The sequence below is a fragment of the Nocardiopsis ansamitocini genome (genome assembly GCF_030268225.1).
GTDB lineage: Bacteria > Actinomycetota > Actinomycetes > Streptosporangiales > Streptosporangiaceae > Nocardiopsis_D > Nocardiopsis_D ansamitocini.
In genome coordinates this window covers 1237272-1257088 of record NZ_BSQG01000001.1, presented here as the reverse complement: position 1 = coordinate 1257088, position 19817 = coordinate 1237272, and the positions used below count along the sequence as shown (strand labels likewise).

The window sequence follows — 19817 nt, the reverse complement described above, 5'->3', positions numbered from 1 at the left end:
GGAGCCCCAATGACGGTCCAACTGAGCCCCCTGACCGCCACCGATCCCACCCAGGTCGGTGAATACGCTCTGACCGCGAGGCTGGGCAAGGGCGGTCAGGGAGTCGTCTACCTCGGTCGAAGCCATGACGGTGGCCAGGTGGCGGTCAAGATGCTGCATGCCGACGCCCTCGACGTCGCCGGCCTGCGGGCCCAGCTCGCAGAAGAGGTGGAACTGGCACGTCGTGTCGCGCGCTTCTGCACCGCCCAGGTGTTGGCGGCCGACATCGACGCCGATCCGCCCTACGTCGTCAGCGAGTACGTGGACGGCCCTTCCCTGCAGGCGGTGCTCCGAGGGGACGGGCCACTACGCGGTGCTGCCCTGGAGCGGCTCGCCGTCGGCACGATCACTGCGTTGGCAGCCATCCACCAGGCCGGAATCGTGCACCGGGACTTCAAGCCCGGCAATGTTCTGATGGCGCCGGGAGGCCCGCGGGTCATCGATTTCGGTATCGCCCGCGCGCTTGAGGGCACCGCGATCCTCACCAGCCGCATCGCGGGGACTCCCGCCTACATGGCACCCGAGCAGATCACCGGAGGCCCGTTGGGTCCGGCCGTCGACCTGTTCGCCTGGGCTGCAACCCTCGTCTACGCGGCCACCGGGTCAGGGCCTTTCGGGCATGATTCGCTGCGGGCAGTGGTGCATCGGGTCGTCAACGAGGAACCCGACCTCGGCGAGCTGAGCGGCCCCCTGCGCGGCCTCGCACTGCGCTGCCTCGACAAGGACCCGGCCGCCCGGCCGACAGCGGCCCAGGCCCTGTTGAGCGTCCTGGGGGTCGAGGCCGACACGGGGTCGGCGGAGAAAGAGCAGCCGTTGCCGCAGCAGACCCTTGTCGCGGGCGCGATCGCGGCCGCCGACACCGGCGCCCAGGAAAGCGCCACCGCTGAGATCTACCGCTCCTATCCGCCGCTGGCACCGGCTGCCGAGACGCCCCGACCGCGGTCATGGCAGCCTCCCCACCCGCCGCCCCCCACGGGGCCACAGCCGTACCCCAGCCCTTTCGGTTACCACTACCCCACCGGGCCCTATCCGGCCCAGCAGAATCGTCCTTCCGTTTTCCCGTCGCAACAGCCGATGCCCAACTGGGCGCAGCAGATCCCACCGGCCAACCCGGCGCCGTTCGCACGACCGGGGCCGCAGCCGATCTCGTACCCGCCGCAGTACCCCGCCCAAGAGGCACCTCCGGCCACGGGCGGGGTCAACGTCGGCCTGCTCGTCGGCGTGCTCGTGGTCGTGGGTGTTCTCGGACTGGTACTGCTGTGGATCGTGATCGCGTTTCTTCGCAGCGTCAACGTCGTCTGAACCAGCCGGGTCCAGACGACTCGTGGACCTCGGCGCACGGGGGCGCGGTGCGGCCGGCGCTCGTCAGCGGCCTTCGAAGGTGGGTTCCTGCTTCTCCAGGAAAGCCAAGGTCGCGTTGAGGTGGTCGGCGGTGTCGGCGCACTGGTCCTGCAACGCGGCCTCCATCTCCAGTGCCCGCTTCAGGTCCAGCGCCGAGCCGAAGGCGACCTCCGCTTTGATCGCGGAGTAGGCGATCGTGGGCCCCGCAGCCAACCGAACGGCCAACTCGTGGGTTGCCTCCACCAACCGGTCGTGTTCCACGACCCGGTTGACGAGCCCGATCTCCAGCGCCCGCTCGGCCTTCACCGGTTCGGCCAGCAACAGCATCTCCAAGGCGCGGGACTGTCCGATCAGCCGCGGCAGCGTCCACGACGCGCCCGAATCGGAGCCCAGTCCAACTTTGGCGAAGGCCATCATGAAAGACGCCCGATCCGAGGCGATGCGCAGGTCGCAGGCGAGGGCCAACGACGCCCCCGCTCCGGCTGCCGCGCCGTTGACCGAGGCCAGAACAGGTTTGGGCAGCTGGGTGAGTGCCAGCACGATCGGGTTGTAGTGCTTGCGCACGGTGTCGTTGAGACCCTCGTTGTTGCCCAGCGCCGCCGCGTGCTCACCCAGGTCCTGTCCCGCGCAAAACGCCTTGCCGGACCCGGTCAGCACCACTGCACGGGCTGCGGTGTCGGTGCGGGCCTGCTCCAAAGCGCTCAGCAGCGACTCCTTCGCCTCCGTCGTCAGCGAGTTCATCGTCTCGGGGCGGTTCAGTGTGATGGTGGCGACGCCGTCGGTCAGGTCGTAGCGAACACTGTCTGTCTCGGGCACGAAAACCCCTATTCAAGTCGGCCGGAACAAGGTGTGAGCAGCCTCTGGGCGAATCGCTCGTCCACCGGCGAAGGCACTGGTGCGGGCGCGGCCGGGGGCACCCTGAGGCCATGCGGCTATAACCTTAACTGTTCGCATTCTTGGGATCCGGTGTCTCCAAGGGCGTTCGATCGTTCCCAACCGGCTCTCGAAACCGAGATAATGACAGAACAGTGATTCGTTCGCCGAGTCACGCGGATCCGAATCAATCCTCGCTCCGGATTCGCTCCGGCGGTCCGGCGAGCCGGTGGACCGAACCATCGAACGAAGCGAGAGTTTCCCAGGAAAGGGGATACGGCATGGCGGCGATGAAGCCGAGGACCGGAGATGGACCTATGGAGGTCACCAAGGAGGGTCGCGGCATCATCATGCGGGTCCCGCTCGAAGGCGGCGGCCGACTCGTGGTCGAGCTGACGCCGGCTGAGGCTGGCGAGCTCGCCGATGCCCTCAACGGAGTGGTCGGCTGACGCCGGCTCCTCACATTCCGTTCCATTTGCTGTACGGACGCGCCACCGGGTGTTTGAACCTGACCTCGAACACAACTCCCCACACCGTCGAGTCAGCGCAGCCCCACTCTGGTACGCACCGAATACGCACGTAAAGATTGTGAGCATCCGTGCCTTTCGCTACGGAGATTCACCCGGTCGCGGGAACCCTTGTCGACTCCTCCGCCGACCTCGTCTGCATCGTCGTCCGGGCCGGAGGGGAGGGGCCGGAGGCAATCATTCCGGGTGTCGGTCTGTCCTCTTTTGACCTCGACGAGAGACTTCCGGCCCCGCTGGGACGGCTGCTCGACGCCTACGATTTCACCGGAAAGTCCGGCCAGACCCTCGAATTCCCGGTCGACCTCGGCCGGGGCCTGGTCCGGCTGCTGCTGCTCGGCGCGGGCACAGCCGGGGCAAAGGATCTGCGGCTGGCGGGCGCGGCATTGGCAAGGGCGGTCAGAGGCCGTTCGCACGTGGCGGTCACCGTCGCTTCCCTGGAGGAGGACCCCGCCGCGCTGACCGCCTTCACCGAGGGGGCGCTGCTGGCTTCCTACACCTTCACCCTTGCCAGCGAACCCAAGGGGGCCAAGCCTGTCCCGGTCATCGATCTCGTCGGTGTCGATCCGGCGGCAGCCGATGAGCAGGTCCGGCGCGGGACCGTGCTGGCCCGTGCCACGCTGTTGGCCCGTGACCTCATCAATACGCCCTCGGCCGAGAAAGATCCGGCCTGGTTGGCTGCGCGGGCCGAGGAGGTTGCGGCCCAGGCGGGTCTCGGGGTCAGGATCTGGGACCAGGACGACCTCAGGCGGGACGGGTTCGGTGCCATTCTCGCGGTGGGCCAGGGATCGGCGAGGCCGCCCCGCCTGGTCGAGTTGAGCTACACACCGGAGGAGCCCACCGCACACGTCGTGCTCGTGGGCAAGGGCATCACCTTCGACACCGGTGGACTGTCGTTGAAGTCGACCGACACCATGAAGCTCATGAAGACCGACATGAGCGGTGCAGGCATCGTGCTGGCCGTTCTCTCGGCACTGGCCGAACTCGGTTCCCGAGTACGGGTCACCGGACTGCTGGCCCTCGCCGAGAACGCGTTCTCCGGTTCGGCCACCCGGCCCAGCGACGTCTTGACCACCTACAGCGGCCGTACGGTCGAAGTCCTCAACACCGACGCGGAGGGACGCCTGGTCCTGGCCGACGCCATGGGCTACGCCGTGGCCGAACTCGCTCCCGACACGCTGGTGGACGTGGCAACTCTGACCGGTGCCGCCAAAGTGGCACTGGGGACCGGAACGGGTGCGCTCTACGCCACCGACGACGCCCTTGCCACGGCACTCATCGGTTCGGGGGACGACTCCGGCGAGCCGCTGTGGCGGATGCCGTTGCAGGAGGAGTACCGCGACGCGTTGGACTCGCGCGTCGCCGACCTCGCCAACATCAGCACCAAACGCGATTACGGCAGTCCTGGCGCAACCGAGGCGGCCCTGTTCCTCCGGGAATTCGCCGGAGACGTCCCCTGGGCACACGTGGACATCGCCGGCCCGGGGCGTTCGATGTCGGAGGACGGTGTGCTGAGCAAGGGGGGGACCGCTTTCGGTACCCGTCTGCTGTTGCGCTGGTTGAGCGCCTGATCCAGGGGCGGGGCCGTGCAACCGGTGGCGGCCCCGCGATCCGGCCGAAGGCTGACCGGACCCAGGGGCGGCCCGCAGGACGGGCCCGGCGTGCACCCCGTCAACCGTTGGCGATGGCGGCCAGCAGCCCGTCCCCGATGGGAAGCAGTAACGGCACCAGCCGTTCGTCTTCACGGACGAGCCGTCCCACCTCGCGGATCGCCATCGCGTTGGCATCGGGTACCCGCAGTGGGCCGTCGTCGGTGTTCCCGGCCTCCAACGCGTTGTTGAAGACCACGATTCCGCCACGCCGCAACAGCCGCAGCGCCTCGGCGAGGTAGGCCGGGTACTCGGCTCTCACCGCGTCGATGAACACCATGTCGTAGGCGGTGTCGCGCAGCCGTGGCAGGACCTCCAGCGCTCGCCCCGAGATGAGACGTGCCCGATTGGCGGTGAAGCCGGCCTGGTGATAGGCATCGCGGGCGAATTCCTGGTACTCGGGTTCCAGGTCGACACTGGTCAAAATGCCGTCGGAGCGCATCCCGCGCAGCAGCCAGATCCCGGAGCTACCGCACCCCGTCCCGATCTCCACGACCGAGCGCGCGTCGATCGCTGCTGCGAGGAAGCGCAGCGCCGCACCGCTCGCAGCGCTCACCGGATGGGTCTCCGTACGTTGTCCCAGTGCGCGGGTGGACACCAGGGCGTCGTCCTCGGTGACGTACTGCTCTATGTAGGCCAAAGTGTCGTCTCGGCTGGCGATGACGGCCTCCCCGCACGTGTGCCGGATCCAAGCGTGATGTTCGCGGTACAGGCGACCGCGGAGCGTCACACACGGTGTCGTCTCCATCACGGTTGGGCCATGTCCCCTGCCACAGACTAACCCGCATGGAGCTCAACCGCGCCGTTCGGGAACTTAATGGGCCGTCCCGTGTGTTACTTCCTTTTACAAGGGTCCATGAGTTCTACCGGCCGCCGGCCTCCGAGAACCGGCGAGCGCGCATGCCAGACGTGAGGAGAGCGCCAGTGGCAGGCACCGATGCCGCCGTTGACTTCGACCAGTGGGAGCCGCCCAGCTGGGACGAGGTCGTGCGCAACCACTCGGCCCGTGTCTATCGCCTCGCCTATCGGCTGACCGGCAACCAGCACGACGCGGAGGACCTCACCCAGGAGGTCTTCATCCGGGTGTTTCGCTCGCTGGCGAATTACACCCCGGGAACCTTCGAGGGCTGGCTGCACCGCATCACCACCAACCTCTTCCTCGATCTTGCGCGCCGCCGCGCCCGGATCCGCTTCGAGGGGCTTCCCGACACCGCCGACGACCGGTTGGAGGGCCGCGAGCCGTCCCCGGCCCAGGCGTACGACGACCGTCACTTCGACGCAGACGTACAGGCGGCGCTGGACGCGCTGGCACCCGAGTTCCGTGCCCCCGTCGTACTGTGCGACATCGAGGGCCTGTCCTATGAGGAGATCGCCGCCACCCTCGGGGTGAAGCTCGGTACGGTGCGCAGCCGTATCCACCGTGGCCGTGCCCAACTGCGCGCAGCCCTCGACCACCGACGTCGCGTTGCGGCCGAGCAGACCAGGGAGGGCGCATGAGTCATCTGGGAGAGCGGCTGTCCGCGCTCGTCGACGGTGAGCTCGGCAACGCCGACCGTGAGCGGGTACTCGGTCACCTGGCCCGCTGCCAGAACTGTCGCTTCGAGGCCGACATGTTGCGCGCGGTCAAGCGCCGGCTGCGCGACCTCGGCCCTGCTGAGCCCTCCGCGGACTTCCTGGGGCGACTCAGCGCCATGACCGCCCCCGGGACCGGACCCATCGACCCACCCGCTTCGGGTGGGTTCGGTTCCTCTCCGCCCTTGGGCTCCAGCCGTCCGGTCGGCAGCCAGTGGCCGGGGTCCTTCGGCAGGGGTGCTCGTCCGTCCCTGGCCGTCGACACCACCGTTCCCGCTGAGGTCGATACCGCGCGGCAGCGCTCGGTGCGTGCCTGGCCGCGCTGGAACCGCACCCGGTTCGCCGTAGCCGGGGCCTCTTTCGTCGCGGTCGCCCTGAGCACAGCTTTCATGGCGGGTGAGGAAGGGGCGAGTGCTCCCGCAGTCTCCCCGCCCCTGTCGGACTTCGCCGTCGAACATGCCGTCGTTTCCAAGAACGCCTCCCTGCCCGGGCCCATGACGGTCCCGGTCCCCGCACCCCCGGCGATCCCCACCGATGACGCCTCCGGGCGGCCCGGTGCCGCCGACCCCCGGTGAGCGCTGAGCGCCCTTGGAGAACAAGCCCCCTGCGTCACCCCCTGGTGTCGGGTGCCCTCCTATGTGCGCTGCTGTGTCTCGTTTCGCTCACCGCCGCGAGCGACGTCCCCGGACGTCCGCCCGCCCCCCGTGGCGGTGACGGCGTCGATGTCCTTCGCCGTGCCGCTCACGCCGGCCAGGACGTCCCCTATGAGGGGATGCAGTCGGTCACGTGGTGGCAGAGCACTCCGCCCAGGACCGAACTCGTCGAGGTGGTGCACCAACCAGAGACAGGCACGCTGTTCAGTCCTGGACGGGAGGGGGCCGGCGCTCCCGGTTTTCTGATGGGCCCGGCGCCTCTCGACGCACCCCACGACGATTTGTTCGCCCTGTTGGATGCCAATTTCCAGGTGAGGCGGGTGGCGACCGAGGTCGTCGGAGGACGTGCGGCCGTGCTTGTCCAGGCGACCAGGGACGGGAGCGCACCCGCCGCCCGGTTCTGGGTCGACGCCGATACCGGACTGCTGTTGCGGCGCGAGGTTTATGATCTCGACGGAGAATTGGCCTATTCCAGTGCCTTCCTGTCCATCGACCTCGCCCCGCGGAGCCCCGATGTCGCAGAGCCCGCCCGTAGGGGACAGCCGTGGGGGAACCAACTCGACTCCGCCGAGCTGTCGAGGCTGCGCGAAGACGGGTGGCGGTTGCCCGAGGGGCTAGGAGCGGGATTCGCCCTGGTGGAGGCCCGATCCACCGGCAGCGGACAGGATCGGGTGGTGCATCTGTCCTACTCGGAGGGAATCTGCCTCGTCTCCGTCTTCGTGCAGCGAGGCAGCCTCAACGGGGGGGAGGTCGCCGGCCTGGAACCTGTTGAGAAGGACGGTGCGATCGTCTACGCCGGGGGCGAGGCCGGTCCACAGCGCATGTGGCAGGCCGACGGGTTCGTGTACACGGTCATGGCCGATGCCCCCGAACAGATCACGGGATCGCTGACCCACGCGCTTCCCTCGCCCGACGGGAGCGGTTTCTGGTCCAGGGTCGAGCGCGGCGCAGACCGCCTCGGTTCGTGGTGGTGACCCGTCGCCCGGCTGCGAACAAGGCGGCACGAGTGTCCGCACTGGTCCACACGTGCGGCCGATATCCCGTTAACCGGCGGTTTATCTTGGGTGGGAGAAGATGCGAGCGCCCCGACACACGGAGACTTGATGACCGACGAGACCGGACACCGCGCCTCTGACGCGAGTGAAAAGGGCTCGGGCCCCGGTCCCGCAGCGGGCTCTGAGCCCGCCGGCCCCTCGGGCCGGCAGCCCGGCCTCGACGCCGGACGGCCTCCCCAGAGACCAGCCGAGACGGACCGTCCTACCGGAACCCAGCAGTGGCCAGGCGCCTCTACGGCAGCTCCTGGGGCGGCTCAGCCCGCAGGCGAGCCCCGGCAGCCCCCCGTATCCCCCGTATCCCAGACGTCCACGTGGAGCGGACCGGCGCAGCCTGGACATCCCCAACAGCATTGGCAGCAGCCTTCGCAGCCGGCACCCACCGGTCAGGGATGGACCGCGGCGCCACCCTCCGGACACGAGGCCGCACCGGCCGTCTCCCCCTTGTACGGCGGCGCACGCCAAGGCCCCGGTGGCCCGCCGGGAGGGTGGGTGCCAGGGGGGCGGCCACCAGGCGCACCCGGTCCTGCGGCGCGGCGACGGGGCATCCCGGTCTGGGCGGTCGTCAGCATCGTCGCGGTCGTCGCGTTCGCTTCGGCCGGGGCCGGCGGGGTGGTCGGGGCGCTGTTCACCGAAGACGGGGCAGACGCTCCGGAACGGTCCCGAACCCTCGACAACGAGGTGCCCAGTGGTGCCCCCAGCCGTGCGCCCGACACCATCGCCGGAGTGGCCCAACGGGTCAGCCCGAGCGTCGTGCTGATCCAGGGGGCGGGCCCGGAGCCCGGCGGCAACGGTTCCGGGTTCGTCATCGACGACAACCACGTCGTCACCAACAACCACGTGGCGGCAGCAATCGAGCAGCGCGGTATCGAAGTGGTCTACAGCGACGGACACGTGAGTGAGGCCACGGTGGTGGGTGCCGCGCCCAGTTCCGACCTCGCGGTCCTGCAACTGCTCGACCCGATCGACGTCGAGCCGCTGGAGTTCGGCGACTCCGACCAGGTCACCGTCGGCGACACCGTAATCGCCATCGGCGCTCCCCTGGGACTGGAGGGAACGGTCACCTCCGGGATCATCAGTTCCCTCAACCGTCCCGTCACCGTGGGGGAGGGGCGCGACGAAGCGTACTTGAACGCGCTGCAGACCGACGCCGCGATCAACCCCGGTAATTCCGGTGGACCACTTGTCAACGAGCAGGGGATGGTCATCGGGGTCAACTCCGCGATCGCCACCATGGGCGCCGCACCCGGTGAGCAGACCGGCAGCATCGGCCTCGGATTCGCCATTCCCTCCAACAAGGTGTCGAGGATGACGGACGAGCTCATCGCCACGGGCGAGGCACCGCACGCGGTCATCGGTGCGGTTCTGGATGTTCACTACCAGGAACGCGGCGCACGGATTCCGGAGGAGGGGGGTTCGGGCACCAGGGGGAGCATCCTGCGCGACGGCCCCGCCGACCGTGCGGGCCTTCGGCCGGGCGATGTGATCATTGAGTTCGGTGGTGCCTCGGTGCGCGACGCCAACCAGCTCATCACTCTCATCCAGAGCAAGGAACCGGGGGAGCAGGTCGACGTCGTCTTCGAGCGTGACGGGGAGCCGCAGGACACCACGCTCACCCTGGGATCGTCCACCGAGTAGGCCGACCGCAGCCGTGTGGTCGGCTCTCCCGCCGGGCTTACTCCTCGCCGATGTCCTCGTGCCACAGCGCGGGTTCGGTGGCGATGAAGTCCGTCATCATCGCCACGCAACCCGGGTCGTCGAGCAGGACGACGTCGACGCCGTGCCGGGCGAGCCAGTCGTGCCCGCCGTGAAACGTCCGCGCTTCGCCGATTACGACCCGGGAGATCCCGAACTGGCGGACCAAGCCGCTGCAATACCAGCAGGGCGACAGGGTCGTGACCATCGTGGTTCCCGTGTAGGTGCGCTGTCGCCCCGCCGCGCGAAATGCTGCTGTCTCACCGTGCGCAGACGGGTCGCCGTCCTGGACCCTGCGATTGTGGCCTCGGCCGAGCACCGTGCCGCCGGCGTCGAACAGTGCGGCGCCGACGGGGATACCACCGCTGCCGCGACCGGCCTCCGCCTCCTCGACCGCTATCCGGAGCCAGTCCGTGTAGGCCGCGAGTCCCGGCCCGCTCATCACTAGCGCCGTGCCGGGCTGATGCCCAACATCATTCCCGACAGGCCGCGGGGCTTGCCGGCGAGTTCCTCGGCGATGCCGCGCAGGACCTTGCCGGCCTCGCTGTCCGGGGCGCTCAGCACGAACGGGACGCCCTCGTCGCCGCCCTCGCGCAGGCCGATCTCCAGAGGGACCTGGCCGAGCAGCGGGATCGTGGTGCCCAGCGCCTGGGTGAGGCCGTCACAGACGGCCTGGCCGCCGCCCTCGCCGAACAGGTGGGTGCGTTCGTTGCTGCCGGGCGCCTGGTAGTAGGACATGTTCTCGATCACGCCGGCGACCCGCTGGTGCGTCTGGGCCGAGATCGCCCCGGCCCGCTCGGCGACCTCCGCTGCAGCCTGCTGCGGGGTGGTGACCACGAGGATCTCCGCACCGGGAAGCATCTGGGCGACCGAGATGGCGATGTCGCCGGTTCCAGGGGGCAGGTCCATCAGCAAGACGTCGAGATCGCCCCAGAACACGTCGGCCAGGAACTGCTGGAGAGCGCGGTGCAGCATCGGTCCGCGCCACACCACGGGCTGGTTGCCCTGGGTGAACATGCCCACCGAGATCACCTTGATCCCGTGTGCGGTGGGCGGCAGGATCATGTCCTCGACCTTGGTGGGACGGTCGTCGGCACCCAGCATCCGGGGCACCGAGTGTCCGTAGATGTCGGCGTCCACGACACCCACCTTGTGCCCCTGCTCCGCCATGGCGGCGGCCAGGTTCACCGTGATCGAGGACTTGCCGACACCGCCCTTGCCGGAGGCGACCGCGAAGACCTTGGTCAGCGAGTTCGGCTTGGCGAACGGGATTTCCTTGTCGGCCTGTCCGCCGCGCAGTTTGGTCTGCAGCGCCTTGCGCTGCTCCTCACTCATCACGTCGAGGGTGACCACGACGCCGGTGACCCCGGAGACCTTGGAAACAGCCTCGGTGACGTCCTTCTCGATCCGCCCGCGCATCGGACAGCCGGCCACCGTGAGGTAGATGTCGACGTTGACCACGCCGTCCTCACCGATCGCGACGTTCTTGACCATGTCGAGTTCGGTCAGGGGACGGTGGATCTCCGGGTCCTGGACGGTGGCCAGGGCCGCGTTCACCTGCTCGGTGGTGGGTGTGGAGGACATAGCTCAATGGTACGAAAGCCCAGGGGTGAAAAGCACAGACGTTCTTCTTTCGGGCCTCCGTGTCCCTGGTCCGGCCCCCTTGGGGGATTTCGCCCGACCCTTAACACCCTCGCTACATGACCGGCTAGTAATGTCGGCCAACGATGGGAAACGTGCCACCTCCACCCGGATCGCCCTGGCCCTCCGACCCCCAGCAGAGGGACCGGTCGGACGCCTCACCGCCCTCCCAACCCTGGGCATGGCCAACAGCCCCGCCCCCGGGCCGAGGTGGTGAAGCCGCCATGTGGGCCTGGCCACCGCCGCCGGTGGCCCGTCCCGTCACGCCACAGACCTGCGAGCCGCCGCCGGGCACGTCCTATCACCGGATCGCCCGGACCGAACGACACCGCTGGTGGCGTCCATTGCTGGCGCTGCTCGTCGCGGTCTCGTCGATCCTGCTGCTCAGCGTCTTCGTCATCCTTGTCGTCGAGCTCCTCGCGATCATCCGCAAAATTCCCAACAACGCCGAACTGCTCGGCGGGGACCCGCTGTTCGACCTCGTCCTCAACCTGCTGCTGATCATCCTGATGATCCCGGTGGTCGCCTTTGCCGTGAGGTTCGTCCAAAAGCGCAGGTTCGGCTCTTTGTCGTCGGTGGAGGGCCGACTGCGCTGGTCCTGGCTGTGGGTATGCGCCCTGGTGTCCCTGGTGTGCGTGGCACTCTCCTTCGGCTACCTCATCACCCTGCTGACCGTCACCGACGCCGGTGAGCCGCTCTTCGGTGAACCCGTCGGACTGCGCCCGTTCCTGATCTCCATGGCCTTCATCATCGCGCTGGTGCCCTTCCAAGCGGCTGCCGAGGAGTACGCGACCCGCGGTTTCCTCATGCAACTCGTGGGTTCCTACGGATCGACGCCTGCCGAGCGTGCCGCGCGCCGCGCACGCAAGGCCGAGCAGCGAGCCGCGCGAACCGGCGCCGCCTTGGAGAACCCGCCCGCCGAGTCCCGCCTGGTGGCGTCCTGGAACCGGTTCCTCGCCGCCCCCTTACTCGGCATCCTCGTCAGCGGCCTCGTCTTCACCGTCATGCACGACTACCTCGACTGGGCACTGGCCGACGTCGCGCTCTTCGGTCTGGCCATGGCCTGGTTGACCTGGTACACCGGCGGCCTGGAGGCCGCCATCACGCTGCACGTGGTGCACAACCTGGGGGCGTTCGGCTTCTCCGCCTATGAAGGGCTGCCCGATCCGTCGGGCAGCACCGGGAGCTGGGAGGGCCTGTCGGCCACTGCTATCGAGATCGTGCTGTACTGCCTGATCGTGGTCTGGTTGGCCCGTAGGCGAGGACTGCGTCGCACCACTCCGGGACGTAACGACAGCGGCTCGCTGCAGACGCCGGCACGCCACGCGGGACGTTCTCTCCAGGGATAACTGGCGTCCCAGGTTTTCCACCAGGCCCAACGGGTATCACCCGGGCAGCTATGAAGACCGATCCGTCGTGTCCCCGCTGCGGACGCGCCGTCCACGAACCCAGCCTGTGGTCGAGCGCGTGGCAGTGCGACGCGCACGGACCCGTCGCCCCGCTCCAGGCCGTTCGACTGCCGCGGCCTCCGGCGCTCGACCTTCTCATCGACGCCGCCCGTGTCCCCGTGTGGATCCCCTGGCCCCTCCCGGCCGGCTGGGTGGTCACCGGGCTCGCCGATGCCGGTGACGACCGCAGCGGAGCGCTCGCCACGGCTGTGGCGCTCTCGGGCCCGGCGCCACTCGGTGGCGTTGGGGAGATGGTGGTCATCGCCGAAGATCCCGGGATCGGTCTCGGTGCCAGAATCGCCGGTCTGGACGGTACCGACCCAGGAGAGGGATTCGACAAGGGACCGCCCGACGCCAAGGTTCGATATGACGGTCACGAGGTCCACCTGTGGAGTGTGGACGCGGGGGAGACCCGAGCGGTCTACGTCGGCGAAGCGCTCGCGAGCTGGCTCTGGTTCGTCCTCAGCCCCGCCGACGCCGGTATGGCCATGTGCGAGCTGAACGCATTGCGCGACCTTCGTGACCTGCATGACGGTGGTGCCGGTCTGGAACCGCCCTTCGGTGCGCCCTCGCCCTTCCTGGCGGCCGCTCTGAGCCCGGCCCCCGGCCCGCTCTGACCGCGGTCCGACACCGGTGCGGGGCGACGCGTTCCACCCGGTTCCCCAACGACGGACGCGACCGGCCGTTTCAGCTGTGACACCGGCCTCTAGGATCGACAGATGCGTATCGACCTGCACTCGCACAGCTCTGTCTCCGACGGCACCGACTCGCCCGCAGACGTGATCGGTTACGCCGTCGCGGCCGGGCTCGACGTGCTGGCCCTCACCGATCACGACACCACTGCCGGCCACGCCTCCGCCGCGGCCGTTCTCCCGCGCGGATTCACGCTGGTTCCGGGCATGGAACTCTCCTGCGCATACGAAGGTGCCAGCGTGCATTTGCTCGGCTACCTCTTCGATCCACGAGATCGTGAACTCGAGGCAGAACTCGTCCGCATCCGGGAGGACCGCGTCCTGCGCGCCCAGACCATGGTCGACCTCCTGCAGGCGGAGGGGGTGGCCGTCACATGGGAACGCGTGAAGGAGATCGCCGGTGACGTGGGAGGCGATGACGTGGTTGGCCGTCCGCACATCGCGCGTGCCATCGTCGAGGCAGGCGCCGCCGCTGACGTCTCGGACGCCTTCGACCGATGGATCGGCTCGGGCCGCCCCGGGTACGTGACGCGTTACGCGCTGGACCCGGTGCACGCCGTCCAACTGGTCCGTGCTGCCGGAGGGGTGTGCGTACTCGCGCACCCGGCCCGGGGAGAGGGGGCGTCGACCGGTGCTGTTCCCCACGACCTGGTGCGGCGCATGGCCGGGGCCGGGCTCGGCGGGATCGAGGCGGACCACCCCGCCCACGACGACGCCGAGCGGGACCGGTGGCGCGGGCACGCCGCGGACCTCGGGCTGGTGGTCACCGGTTCCAGCGATGACCACGGGGAGCTCACCGGCCACCGACTGGGCTGCCGGACCACCGACCCCGATGCCTACGCCGCGCTGATCGCACCGGCGACCGGCGCGCTTCCCATCGTCGGGGACTGAGCCCGGACGTCCGGCTCGGTATTTCGAATACGTCCGCCCTGAGCTGCTTTGATGGTTTTACTGAGGCCTTACCGGCGAGCCGGAACGCTTGCGCCCGAAAGCGCCGGGTACCCATTGGCAGCATCGGCCCGACACAATGGGCGCGCAGCAGTCTCTGAGTCGGAAGCGAATCGAGGGGTCGGCACCGTGTTCTGGAAGCGGAAGGCCAAGAAGACAGACGAAGCCGGGGCGGATGGTGCGTCGACGGTCGCGGATGAGTCGGTGACGGAGGGGACCGAACAGAAGTCCTCCTCCGTCGAACCGGCCGCCGAGGGAGGCGTCGACGCGGTCGAGAAGGACGTCCCGACGTCGGAGGGGGCCGAGGAAACCGCGCCCGGAACCGGTGCGGATGAGGAAGCCGCTGTCCAGCCGGCGGCGGAACACGCCGACGGCAAGGGCGTCCAGCGGTTGCAGACCGCTGGGATCTTGGACGTGGACGGAGAGGAACACTCCGTCGTCACCAATACCTGGATCCTCCAGGCGGACGACGAGGGCGTCATCGTCATCGACCCGGCCGAAGACGCGAAAGCGATCCTGGAAGCAGTCGGTGACCGCGAGATCTATCTCGTGGCCTGCACCAACGGCTATCGGCCACACATCGGCGGGGCCATCGAGGTCGCGGAGCGCGACGATGCACCCATCGCCCTGCACCCGCGCGAACTGCGCAACTGGCGCAGGATGCACGGTGCGGAGCACCGCCCCGATATCGAAGCCGAAGGCGGTGGCCGGCTGGCCATCGGCGACTTCGAGATGGAGATCCTGGCGACGCCCGGAACATCCCCCGGTTCGCTGTCCTACTACTTCCCTGAACTGGGTGTGGTGTGCAGCGGTGACAGCCTGCTCAAGGGAGAGCTCGGTACGGTCGGCGAGGGCTACATCGACTACACGACCCAGCTCGCCTCCGTGGGGGAGGAGCTGCTCGCTCTCCCCTCCGACACCAGGGTTCTTCCCGCTCGTGGCGAGGAGACAACGGTGGCCGCGGAGAGCAAGAACTTCGACTCCTGGGTCACCGGGGAGTGACTTTCGCTTGCGGGGCCCGGGTGATCGGGCCCCGCAGCGTGTTTTTCAGCGCCGGTACGGTGCCTCGGCGGCGTTCCAGAATGCGGTGAGGGCGCTCGCTGTGGTCTCGGGCGCCTCGACATTGGGGGAATGCGCCGCACCTGGGATGACCACGCGTTGGGCGTGCAGCCGTTTGGCCATGTCCGCCTGGGCCTCCGGCGTCCAGGCGTCGTCATCCTCGCCGTAGAGGACCAGTTTGGGCAGATCGACAGCTGCCAGCTCGTCGGTGCGGTCTGCGGCGGAGGTCACTTCCTCGGCCATTCGGATCAAGCCCAGCGGGTGGTTGCCCAGCATCCGTTCACGCAGGAAAAGATGGATCTCCTCGGGCAGCCCGCTCGCTTTCTGCGGCTCCTCGAAGTACGCCCACCACAGCTGCGCCATCAGCTCCGTGGTCGGTTCCGCCCCCAGCAGCGCCATCAGTTGTCGGGCATTGGTCTCCGACCGGCCGGTGACTCCGCCCGGCCCTGAGCTCATGAGGGTGTGCGACAACAGCGGAACCTCGGCGGCGAGCACTGTTTCCCGGGTAACCAGCCCGCCGAAGGAATGTCCGAGCAGGTGAACCGGCCCCTCGTCCACGGAGTCGATGAAGTTCGCCACGGCCTCGCCCAGCGCGCCGCACGAGTACGCGCTCGGGTCGTTGGAGCCGGGGGACTGGTATTGGCCGGGAAGGTCGATCGCGTAGACCCGCCGACCGGCCTGGGCCAGGGTCTGCAGGACACCGATGAAGTCTTCTTTGCTGCCGGTGAATCCGGGGACCAGGACGGCCGCGTAGAGTTCGCAGCCGCCGGCGGCGGGGCTGGCTGCCAAAGCGGCGATCGGTTCGGACGAGGTGGCGACGTCGATGCGCTCCACACCGGGCGGGAGGGTCAGAAACCGAGGAGTACTCACGTCGGTTCACCATAGTCCTAGCCGGGGCTCCGGCTCGCGTGTTGTGTGCGGGGGTCTCCCCGCGCTACCGGACCGGCACCGCGGGTGCCTGTTCTCCCTGAACGGGTAGCCGCACCCACGAGGCGGTCTGAGCCGGGCGGTTCTCGGTCCACCCGCCCGGCGGTCATTCTGCGACCGGCCGGGGAGAACCGGCCGATCGGGATGATTCCCGCCGCGTTCGTGACAACTGCGCTCTCGCGTGTCGTCGCGGCGGGTTTCGCTACTCCTGTTCCTTCTTCACCTCGACGCCGCTGCGGGTGCGGCGGCGTCGAACCCGTTTGCGGGCGGGGGCGGAAGGTGTTTCGGTCACGGCATCGGCGGAAGGGGCGTCGGCAGCCGCGGCGGGTGCCGCGGAACCCGACCCACCACGGGTGCGCCGGCGGTTGCGCGAACGCCCGTGGCCGGAGCGCTCCTCAGGGCCGGATTCGCGTCCCGAACGGCCGGTCTCGCCGATGTCCTCGACCTCCTCGGCCTCGAGTCCGGCTCGGCCGCGCTGCTCCTTGGCCAGCATTCCCTTCGTACCGGTGGGAATGTCCAACGCCTCGAAGAAGTGCGGTGAGGTCGAGTAGGTCTCTTCCGGGTCGGGGAAGGACAGGCCGAGCGCACCGTTGATCAGCTTCCAGCGGGCGATCTCGCGCCAGTCGACGAACGTCACCGCGCTTCCCGAGCGTCCGGCTCGGCCGGTGCGACCGATCCGGTGGGTGTAGGTCTTCTCGTCGTCGGGGCATTCGTAGTTGACCACGTGTGTGACGTCGTCGACGTCGAGACCGCGTGCCGCTACGTCAGTGGCCACCAGGACGTCGATCTTGCCGTTGCGGAAGGCGCGCAACGCCCGCTCGCGCTGGCTCTGGCCGAGGTCGCCGTGAACGGCCGCAGCCGCGAAACCGCGCTCCTTGAGTGCGGTCGACACCTGGTCGCAGACCCGTTTCGTCTGGCAGAACACCATGGTCAGCCCGCGGCCGTTGGACTGCAGCAGCCGCGCCAGCATTTCCTGCTTGTCCATCGGGTGGGTGCGGAACACGTGTTGGGCGACCTGGCTGGGCAGCGTGTGTCCGGAGTCGTCGTCACTGGCGCGCACGTGGGTCGGCTGGCGCAGGTAATTGCGTGACAGGCTCACGATCTCGCTCGGCATCGTCGCGGAGAACAGCATGATCTGCCGCTTGGCCGGGATCTTGTTGAGAATGCGTTCGATGTCGGGCAGGAAACCGAGGTCGAGCATTTTGTCGGCCTCGTCGAGGACGAGCGCGCTCACCTCGGACAGGTCCAGGTGCCGCTGCCCTTCGAGGTCGAGCAGCCGCCCGGGCGTACCCACGACGATGTCCACGCCGTTTTGCAGGCCGGTGATCTGGGGCTCATAGGCACGTCCGCCGTAGACGGTGACGATGCGAGCCCCGGTGCGCTTGCTGGCGGTGGCCAGGTCAGCCGCCACCTGGATCGCGAGCTCCCGGGTGGGAACCACAACGAGCGCGCGAGGCCGCTTTGCGCTGCCCGGGGAGGCCTGGGCCCGCTGGAGCAGGGGAAGGCCGAACGCGAACGTCTTGCCGGTGCCGGTCCGGGCCTGGCCGATGATGTCGGTCCCGGTCAGAGCCAGGGGCAGAGCAAGGGTCTGAATCGGGAAAGGGGAGACGATTCCTTCGGCCTCAAGTGCGTCGGCGATGTCCTCGCCGATGCCGAGGTCGCGAAAGGTCGACTTCGGATCATTGGTTGTGTCGGTGCTTGTCAGGGCATGCCTCCATCTGGGCGGGCCGCGTATCGGGTGGCCTATGGGTGTGGCGGACGGGCTCGGCGTGCGAGCTGCGGGGCCGTCGCGCGGGTTGTTCCGGCGCGGCTCACCGGCAGATCGGGAGGTGGAGCCCTCGCGTGCCTGCCGTGCGGCGCGTCTTCGACCGTGGTCGGCATCGAGGCCGACTGGTCACGGATCCGCGATCGGCTCAGGGCCGTCCGCTGTAGTTGTCATGGTGCGCGGCGGGTGGGTACGCGAACCGTTCCGCCTTGTTGGACGGCCGACCGTAGGGTGCGGTGACCGTGCCTTCATCCGTGGACGCTCGCGAACTCGTGCCGGGTTGCGGGGGGTCGTGGCCGCGGTGCTCGCGGACCCGAAGGCGTAACCGTCGCCGTTCGGGGCTCGCGACCGGCCGCAACAGGGCACTCCGCGCGGTGGCCTGCAGGTGCCGACCACGGACAGGAGTCTATCCTGCGCGCCTACCCCTGGATAGGGCGCGACGTGCAGCCCTTACCACACAACCGATGGCGCTAAGGCATAACGTCGTGGCCCCGCGGAAATAGTCCTTCTGCCTCACGAGCTCTTACCCGCATGGCGCTACGCTGAGCCGCATGACGACTGGATCAGGCCCGGCAGCCAACGTGTCCCCGGACAGCGGAGTCATCCCCAGCGGTGTGATCGACCTCTTGGGACTGCTGGCGTACGCCGAGCTCGTCTCGTTCTTCCACCTCGCCGATGACGCCGAGCTCGCGCCCTCCCTCGCGGACAAGGGGGAGATCGCCGGGTTTGCGGCCACCGAGCAGGGCCACTACAGGCTGTTGCGCGACCGGTTGGTGGAACTGGGAGCCGATCCCGAAGAAGCGATGCGGCCCTTCGTGGCCTCGGTCGACGGCTGGCATGCCCAAACCCGTCCGCAGAGCTGGCTGGAGAGCCTGGTCAAGGCGTACGTCGGTGATGGGATCGCCGGCGATTTCTATCGCCAGGTCGCCGCGTTGGCCGATCCCGAGACCGCGGAACTGGTCGAAGGCGTGCTCTCCGAGAGCGGTCGGGCCGAGTTCATCGCACGGAAGGTTCGGGAAGCGGTTACGGATGACCCCAAATTGGCAGGTCGGCTTGCGCTCTGGGCGCGCCGTCTTGTAGGAGAGGCGCTCAGTCAGGCCCAACAGGTCGCCACCCAACGCCCTCGCCTGGCCGGACTCCTGGCGGCCGAGAACGCCGGCGGCGTCGCCGACGCGGCCGACCTCGCCGCGGTGAGTCGGATGTTCGCCCAGCTGACCGACTCCCACACCAGTCGACTCCAGGCCATGGGGCTGATCAACTAGCGCGTGGTGCGGCCGGGGAGGGGACGCTCGCCCCGGCCTTAGGGCGAATGTCTGCTTCGCCACATGAAACACCCTTGTATTGCAAAGCCCTATATAGTCTGTCCCGTTCCCTTCTGATGTTCTGCTCTAAGGTATTCATTCATGCGCCGTGGGTTTTTCGCAGACTGCCCGCTGGCTCGGCTCTCTAGCGACTTTGGCCAGTTCGGCCTGGGCGAGGAGCCGTTCGCGCCAGGGCTGACCGCTGAGATCGACCAACACACCGCTGGTGTTCGCGACTCGATCACCCGTGACGGCATGGTGCTGTCGCGCCGCAGTCTCGTGTCCTACTTGCACGGTTTCCTCGACGGCTGCCGAGAGCGTGGCTGGCACTCCGACTCGGTCGAGTACGACTGGGAAACTCTCCGGCTCTTGGCGATCTGCCGCCTGGCCAAGGAATACGGATTCGTCCGCTAAGTTGGTTGCGCCTCCAGCATGACTTTCGGTCGCCATAATTGTGGCGATCCGCAAACTGCCTACGGACTACTGGTCACTGGGCGTACTCTGAGCCGTACTTGCAGTTCAACCGTGTTCGTTCGCGTCTCGCCGATCGTTCGAGGCTGATGCCGAGCGGTGGTGCGGACTCCACGCGGGCCGTGCTCCGACGCACGGGCAAGCCCAGCCCTATGACCGAAGACGCG

General features: G+C 68.5%; 19 protein-coding genes. 13 read left to right on the top strand and 6 right to left on the bottom strand.

The genetic code is table 11. The features are described from left to right. Window positions 1–9: 9 nt before the first annotated feature. On the top strand, window positions 10–1341 hold the full coding sequence (locus tag QSJ59_RS05650; RefSeq protein WP_285757604.1) for a serine/threonine-protein kinase: 1332 nt from the start codon (window positions 10–12) through the stop codon (window positions 1339–1341). Between the two features lie 63 nt (window positions 1342–1404). Here the strand turns inward: QSJ59_RS05650 and QSJ59_RS05645 are convergent, their stop codons facing one another. Further along, window positions 1405–2196, bottom strand: coding sequence for an enoyl-CoA hydratase-related protein (locus tag QSJ59_RS05645; RefSeq protein ID WP_285757603.1), 792 nt, complete (start codon window positions 2194–2196; stop codon window positions 1405–1407). Window positions 2197–2534: 338 nt separating this feature from the next. On the opposite strand from QSJ59_RS05645, the gene QSJ59_RS05640 reads away from it, so the two are divergent. Then, window positions 2535–2702: a DUF3117 domain-containing protein gene (locus QSJ59_RS05640; protein WP_285757602.1), complete on the top strand. Its 168-nt coding sequence runs from the start codon at window positions 2535–2537 to the stop codon at window positions 2700–2702. Window positions 2703–2851: 149 nt separating this feature from the next. Further along, window positions 2852–4348 (top strand): leucyl aminopeptidase, encoded by a 1497-nt coding sequence (locus QSJ59_RS05635; protein ID WP_285757601.1) that lies wholly within the window; start codon window positions 2852–2854, stop codon window positions 4346–4348. 100 nt (window positions 4349–4448) lie between these two features. Here QSJ59_RS05635 and QSJ59_RS05630 read toward each other — a convergent pair whose 3' ends face one another. Continuing rightward, a complete protein-coding gene (locus QSJ59_RS05630; RefSeq protein ID WP_285757924.1) occupies window positions 4449–5057 on the bottom strand; it encodes an O-methyltransferase in 609 nt (202 codons plus the stop codon). A gap of 293 nt (window positions 5058–5350) precedes the next feature. Between QSJ59_RS05630 and sigE the strand changes: the two genes are divergently transcribed. From sigE to QSJ59_RS05610, 4 genes are all read left to right on the top strand, one after another. Further along, window positions 5351–5923: an RNA polymerase sigma factor SigE gene (gene sigE, locus QSJ59_RS05625; protein WP_285757600.1), complete on the top strand. Its 573-nt coding sequence runs from the start codon at window positions 5351–5353 to the stop codon at window positions 5921–5923. Further along, window positions 5920–6573: an anti-sigma factor family protein gene (locus tag QSJ59_RS05620; protein WP_285757599.1), complete on the top strand. Its 654-nt coding sequence runs from the start codon at window positions 5920–5922 to the stop codon at window positions 6571–6573. The genes sigE and QSJ59_RS05620 overlap by 4 nt, the downstream gene beginning before the upstream one ends. Window positions 6574–6770: 197 nt before the next feature. Then, on the top strand, window positions 6771–7625 hold the full coding sequence (locus QSJ59_RS05615) for a sigma-E factor regulatory protein RseB domain-containing protein (RefSeq protein ID WP_285757598.1): 855 nt from the start codon (window positions 6771–6773) through the stop codon (window positions 7623–7625). 570 nt (window positions 7626–8195) lie between these two features. Beyond that, window positions 8196–9341, top strand: a complete 1146-nt coding sequence (locus QSJ59_RS05610) for a S1C family serine protease (RefSeq protein ID WP_285757597.1) — start codon at window positions 8196–8198, stop codon at window positions 9339–9341. Between the two features lie 37 nt (window positions 9342–9378). Here the strand turns inward: QSJ59_RS05610 and QSJ59_RS05605 are convergent, their stop codons facing one another. Then, window positions 9379–9840: a nucleoside deaminase gene (locus QSJ59_RS05605; protein WP_285757596.1), complete on the bottom strand. Its 462-nt coding sequence runs from the start codon at window positions 9838–9840 to the stop codon at window positions 9379–9381. A 2-nt stretch (window positions 9841–9842) separates the two neighbouring features. Further along, window positions 9843–10982 carry an Mrp/NBP35 family ATP-binding protein gene (locus QSJ59_RS05600; RefSeq protein ID WP_285757595.1) on the bottom strand — a complete coding sequence of 380 codons (1140 nt, stop codon included), beginning with the start codon at window positions 10980–10982 and terminating at the stop codon, window positions 9843–9845. Window positions 10983–11263: 281 nt separating this feature from the next. Here QSJ59_RS05600 and QSJ59_RS05595 point away from each other — a divergent pair, with 281 nt between their 5' ends. The 4 genes from QSJ59_RS05595 to QSJ59_RS05580 all read left to right on the top strand — a co-directional run bounded on the left by QSJ59_RS05595 (window position 11264) and on the right by QSJ59_RS05580 (window position 15129). Then, window positions 11264–12388, top strand: a complete 1125-nt coding sequence (locus tag QSJ59_RS05595) for a CPBP family intramembrane glutamic endopeptidase (protein ID WP_285757594.1) — start codon at window positions 11264–11266, stop codon at window positions 12386–12388. 50 nt (window positions 12389–12438) lie between these two features. Beyond that, window positions 12439–13104, top strand: a complete 666-nt coding sequence (locus tag QSJ59_RS05590; RefSeq protein WP_285757593.1) for a DUF6758 family protein — start codon at window positions 12439–12441, stop codon at window positions 13102–13104. A 102-nt stretch (window positions 13105–13206) separates the two neighbouring features. Beyond that, the gene (locus QSJ59_RS05585) at window positions 13207–14070 is read left to right on the top strand and encodes a PHP domain-containing protein (RefSeq protein ID WP_285757592.1); all 864 of its coding nucleotides are present in this window, start codon (window positions 13207–13209) and stop codon (window positions 14068–14070) included. Window positions 14071–14331: 261 nt separating this feature from the next. Further along, complete coding sequence (locus QSJ59_RS05580) at window positions 14332–15129, top strand: MBL fold metallo-hydrolase (RefSeq protein ID WP_285757591.1); 798 nt, start codon at window positions 14332–14334, stop codon at window positions 15127–15129. A gap of 45 nt (window positions 15130–15174) precedes the next feature. On the opposite strand, the gene QSJ59_RS05575 is transcribed toward QSJ59_RS05580, so the two are convergent. Both QSJ59_RS05575 and QSJ59_RS05570 read right to left on the bottom strand, forming a co-directional pair. Continuing rightward, window positions 15175–16056, bottom strand: coding sequence for an alpha/beta fold hydrolase (locus QSJ59_RS05575; RefSeq protein WP_285757590.1), 882 nt, complete (start codon window positions 16054–16056; stop codon window positions 15175–15177). Between the two features lie 259 nt (window positions 16057–16315). After that, entirely contained in the window at window positions 16316–17764 is a 1449-nt protein-coding gene (locus QSJ59_RS05570) for a DEAD/DEAH box helicase (protein ID WP_285757923.1), read from the bottom strand. 665 nt (window positions 17765–18429) lie between these two features. On the opposite strand from QSJ59_RS05570, the gene QSJ59_RS05565 reads away from it, so the two are divergent. Continuing rightward, on the top strand, window positions 18430–19140 hold the full coding sequence (locus QSJ59_RS05565) for a ferritin-like fold-containing protein (protein WP_285757589.1): 711 nt from the start codon (window positions 18430–18432) through the stop codon (window positions 19138–19140). 141 nt (window positions 19141–19281) lie between these two features. Continuing rightward, window positions 19282–19593, top strand: a complete 312-nt coding sequence (locus QSJ59_RS05560) for a DUF6401 family natural product biosynthesis protein (RefSeq protein WP_285757588.1) — start codon at window positions 19282–19284, stop codon at window positions 19591–19593. Window positions 19594–19817: the final 224 nt, after the last annotated feature.

Bases quoted from the DNA above. Each gene is read 5' to 3' on its own strand.
- QSJ59_RS05650 (WP_285757604.1), top strand. From the start codon at position 10: ATGACGGTCCAACTGAGCCCCCTGACCGCCACCGATCCCACCCAGGTC.
- QSJ59_RS05640 (WP_285757602.1), top strand. From the start codon at position 2,535: ATGGCGGCGATGAAGCCGAGGACCGGAGATGGACCTATGGAGGTCACC.
- QSJ59_RS05620 (WP_285757599.1), top strand. From the start codon at position 5,920: ATGAGTCATCTGGGAGAGCGGCTGTCCGCGCTCGTCGACGGTGAGCTC.
- QSJ59_RS05615 (WP_285757598.1), top strand. From the start codon at position 6,771: ATGCAGTCGGTCACGTGGTGGCAGAGCACTCCGCCCAGGACCGAACTC.
- QSJ59_RS05605 (WP_285757596.1), bottom strand. From the start codon at position 9,840: ATGAGCGGGCCGGGACTCGCGGCCTACACGGACTGGCTCCGGATAGCG.
- QSJ59_RS05600 (WP_285757595.1), bottom strand. From the start codon at position 10,982: ATGTCCTCCACACCCACCACCGAGCAGGTGAACGCGGCCCTGGCCACC.
- QSJ59_RS05595 (WP_285757594.1), top strand. From the start codon at position 11,264: ATGTGGGCCTGGCCACCGCCGCCGGTGGCCCGTCCCGTCACGCCACAG.
- QSJ59_RS05590 (WP_285757593.1), top strand. From the start codon at position 12,439: ATGAAGACCGATCCGTCGTGTCCCCGCTGCGGACGCGCCGTCCACGAA.
- QSJ59_RS05585 (WP_285757592.1), top strand. From the start codon at position 13,207: ATGCGTATCGACCTGCACTCGCACAGCTCTGTCTCCGACGGCACCGAC.
- QSJ59_RS05565 (WP_285757589.1), top strand. From the start codon at position 18,430: ATGACGACTGGATCAGGCCCGGCAGCCAACGTGTCCCCGGACAGCGGA.
- QSJ59_RS05560 (WP_285757588.1), top strand. From the start codon at position 19,282: ATGCGCCGTGGGTTTTTCGCAGACTGCCCGCTGGCTCGGCTCTCTAGC.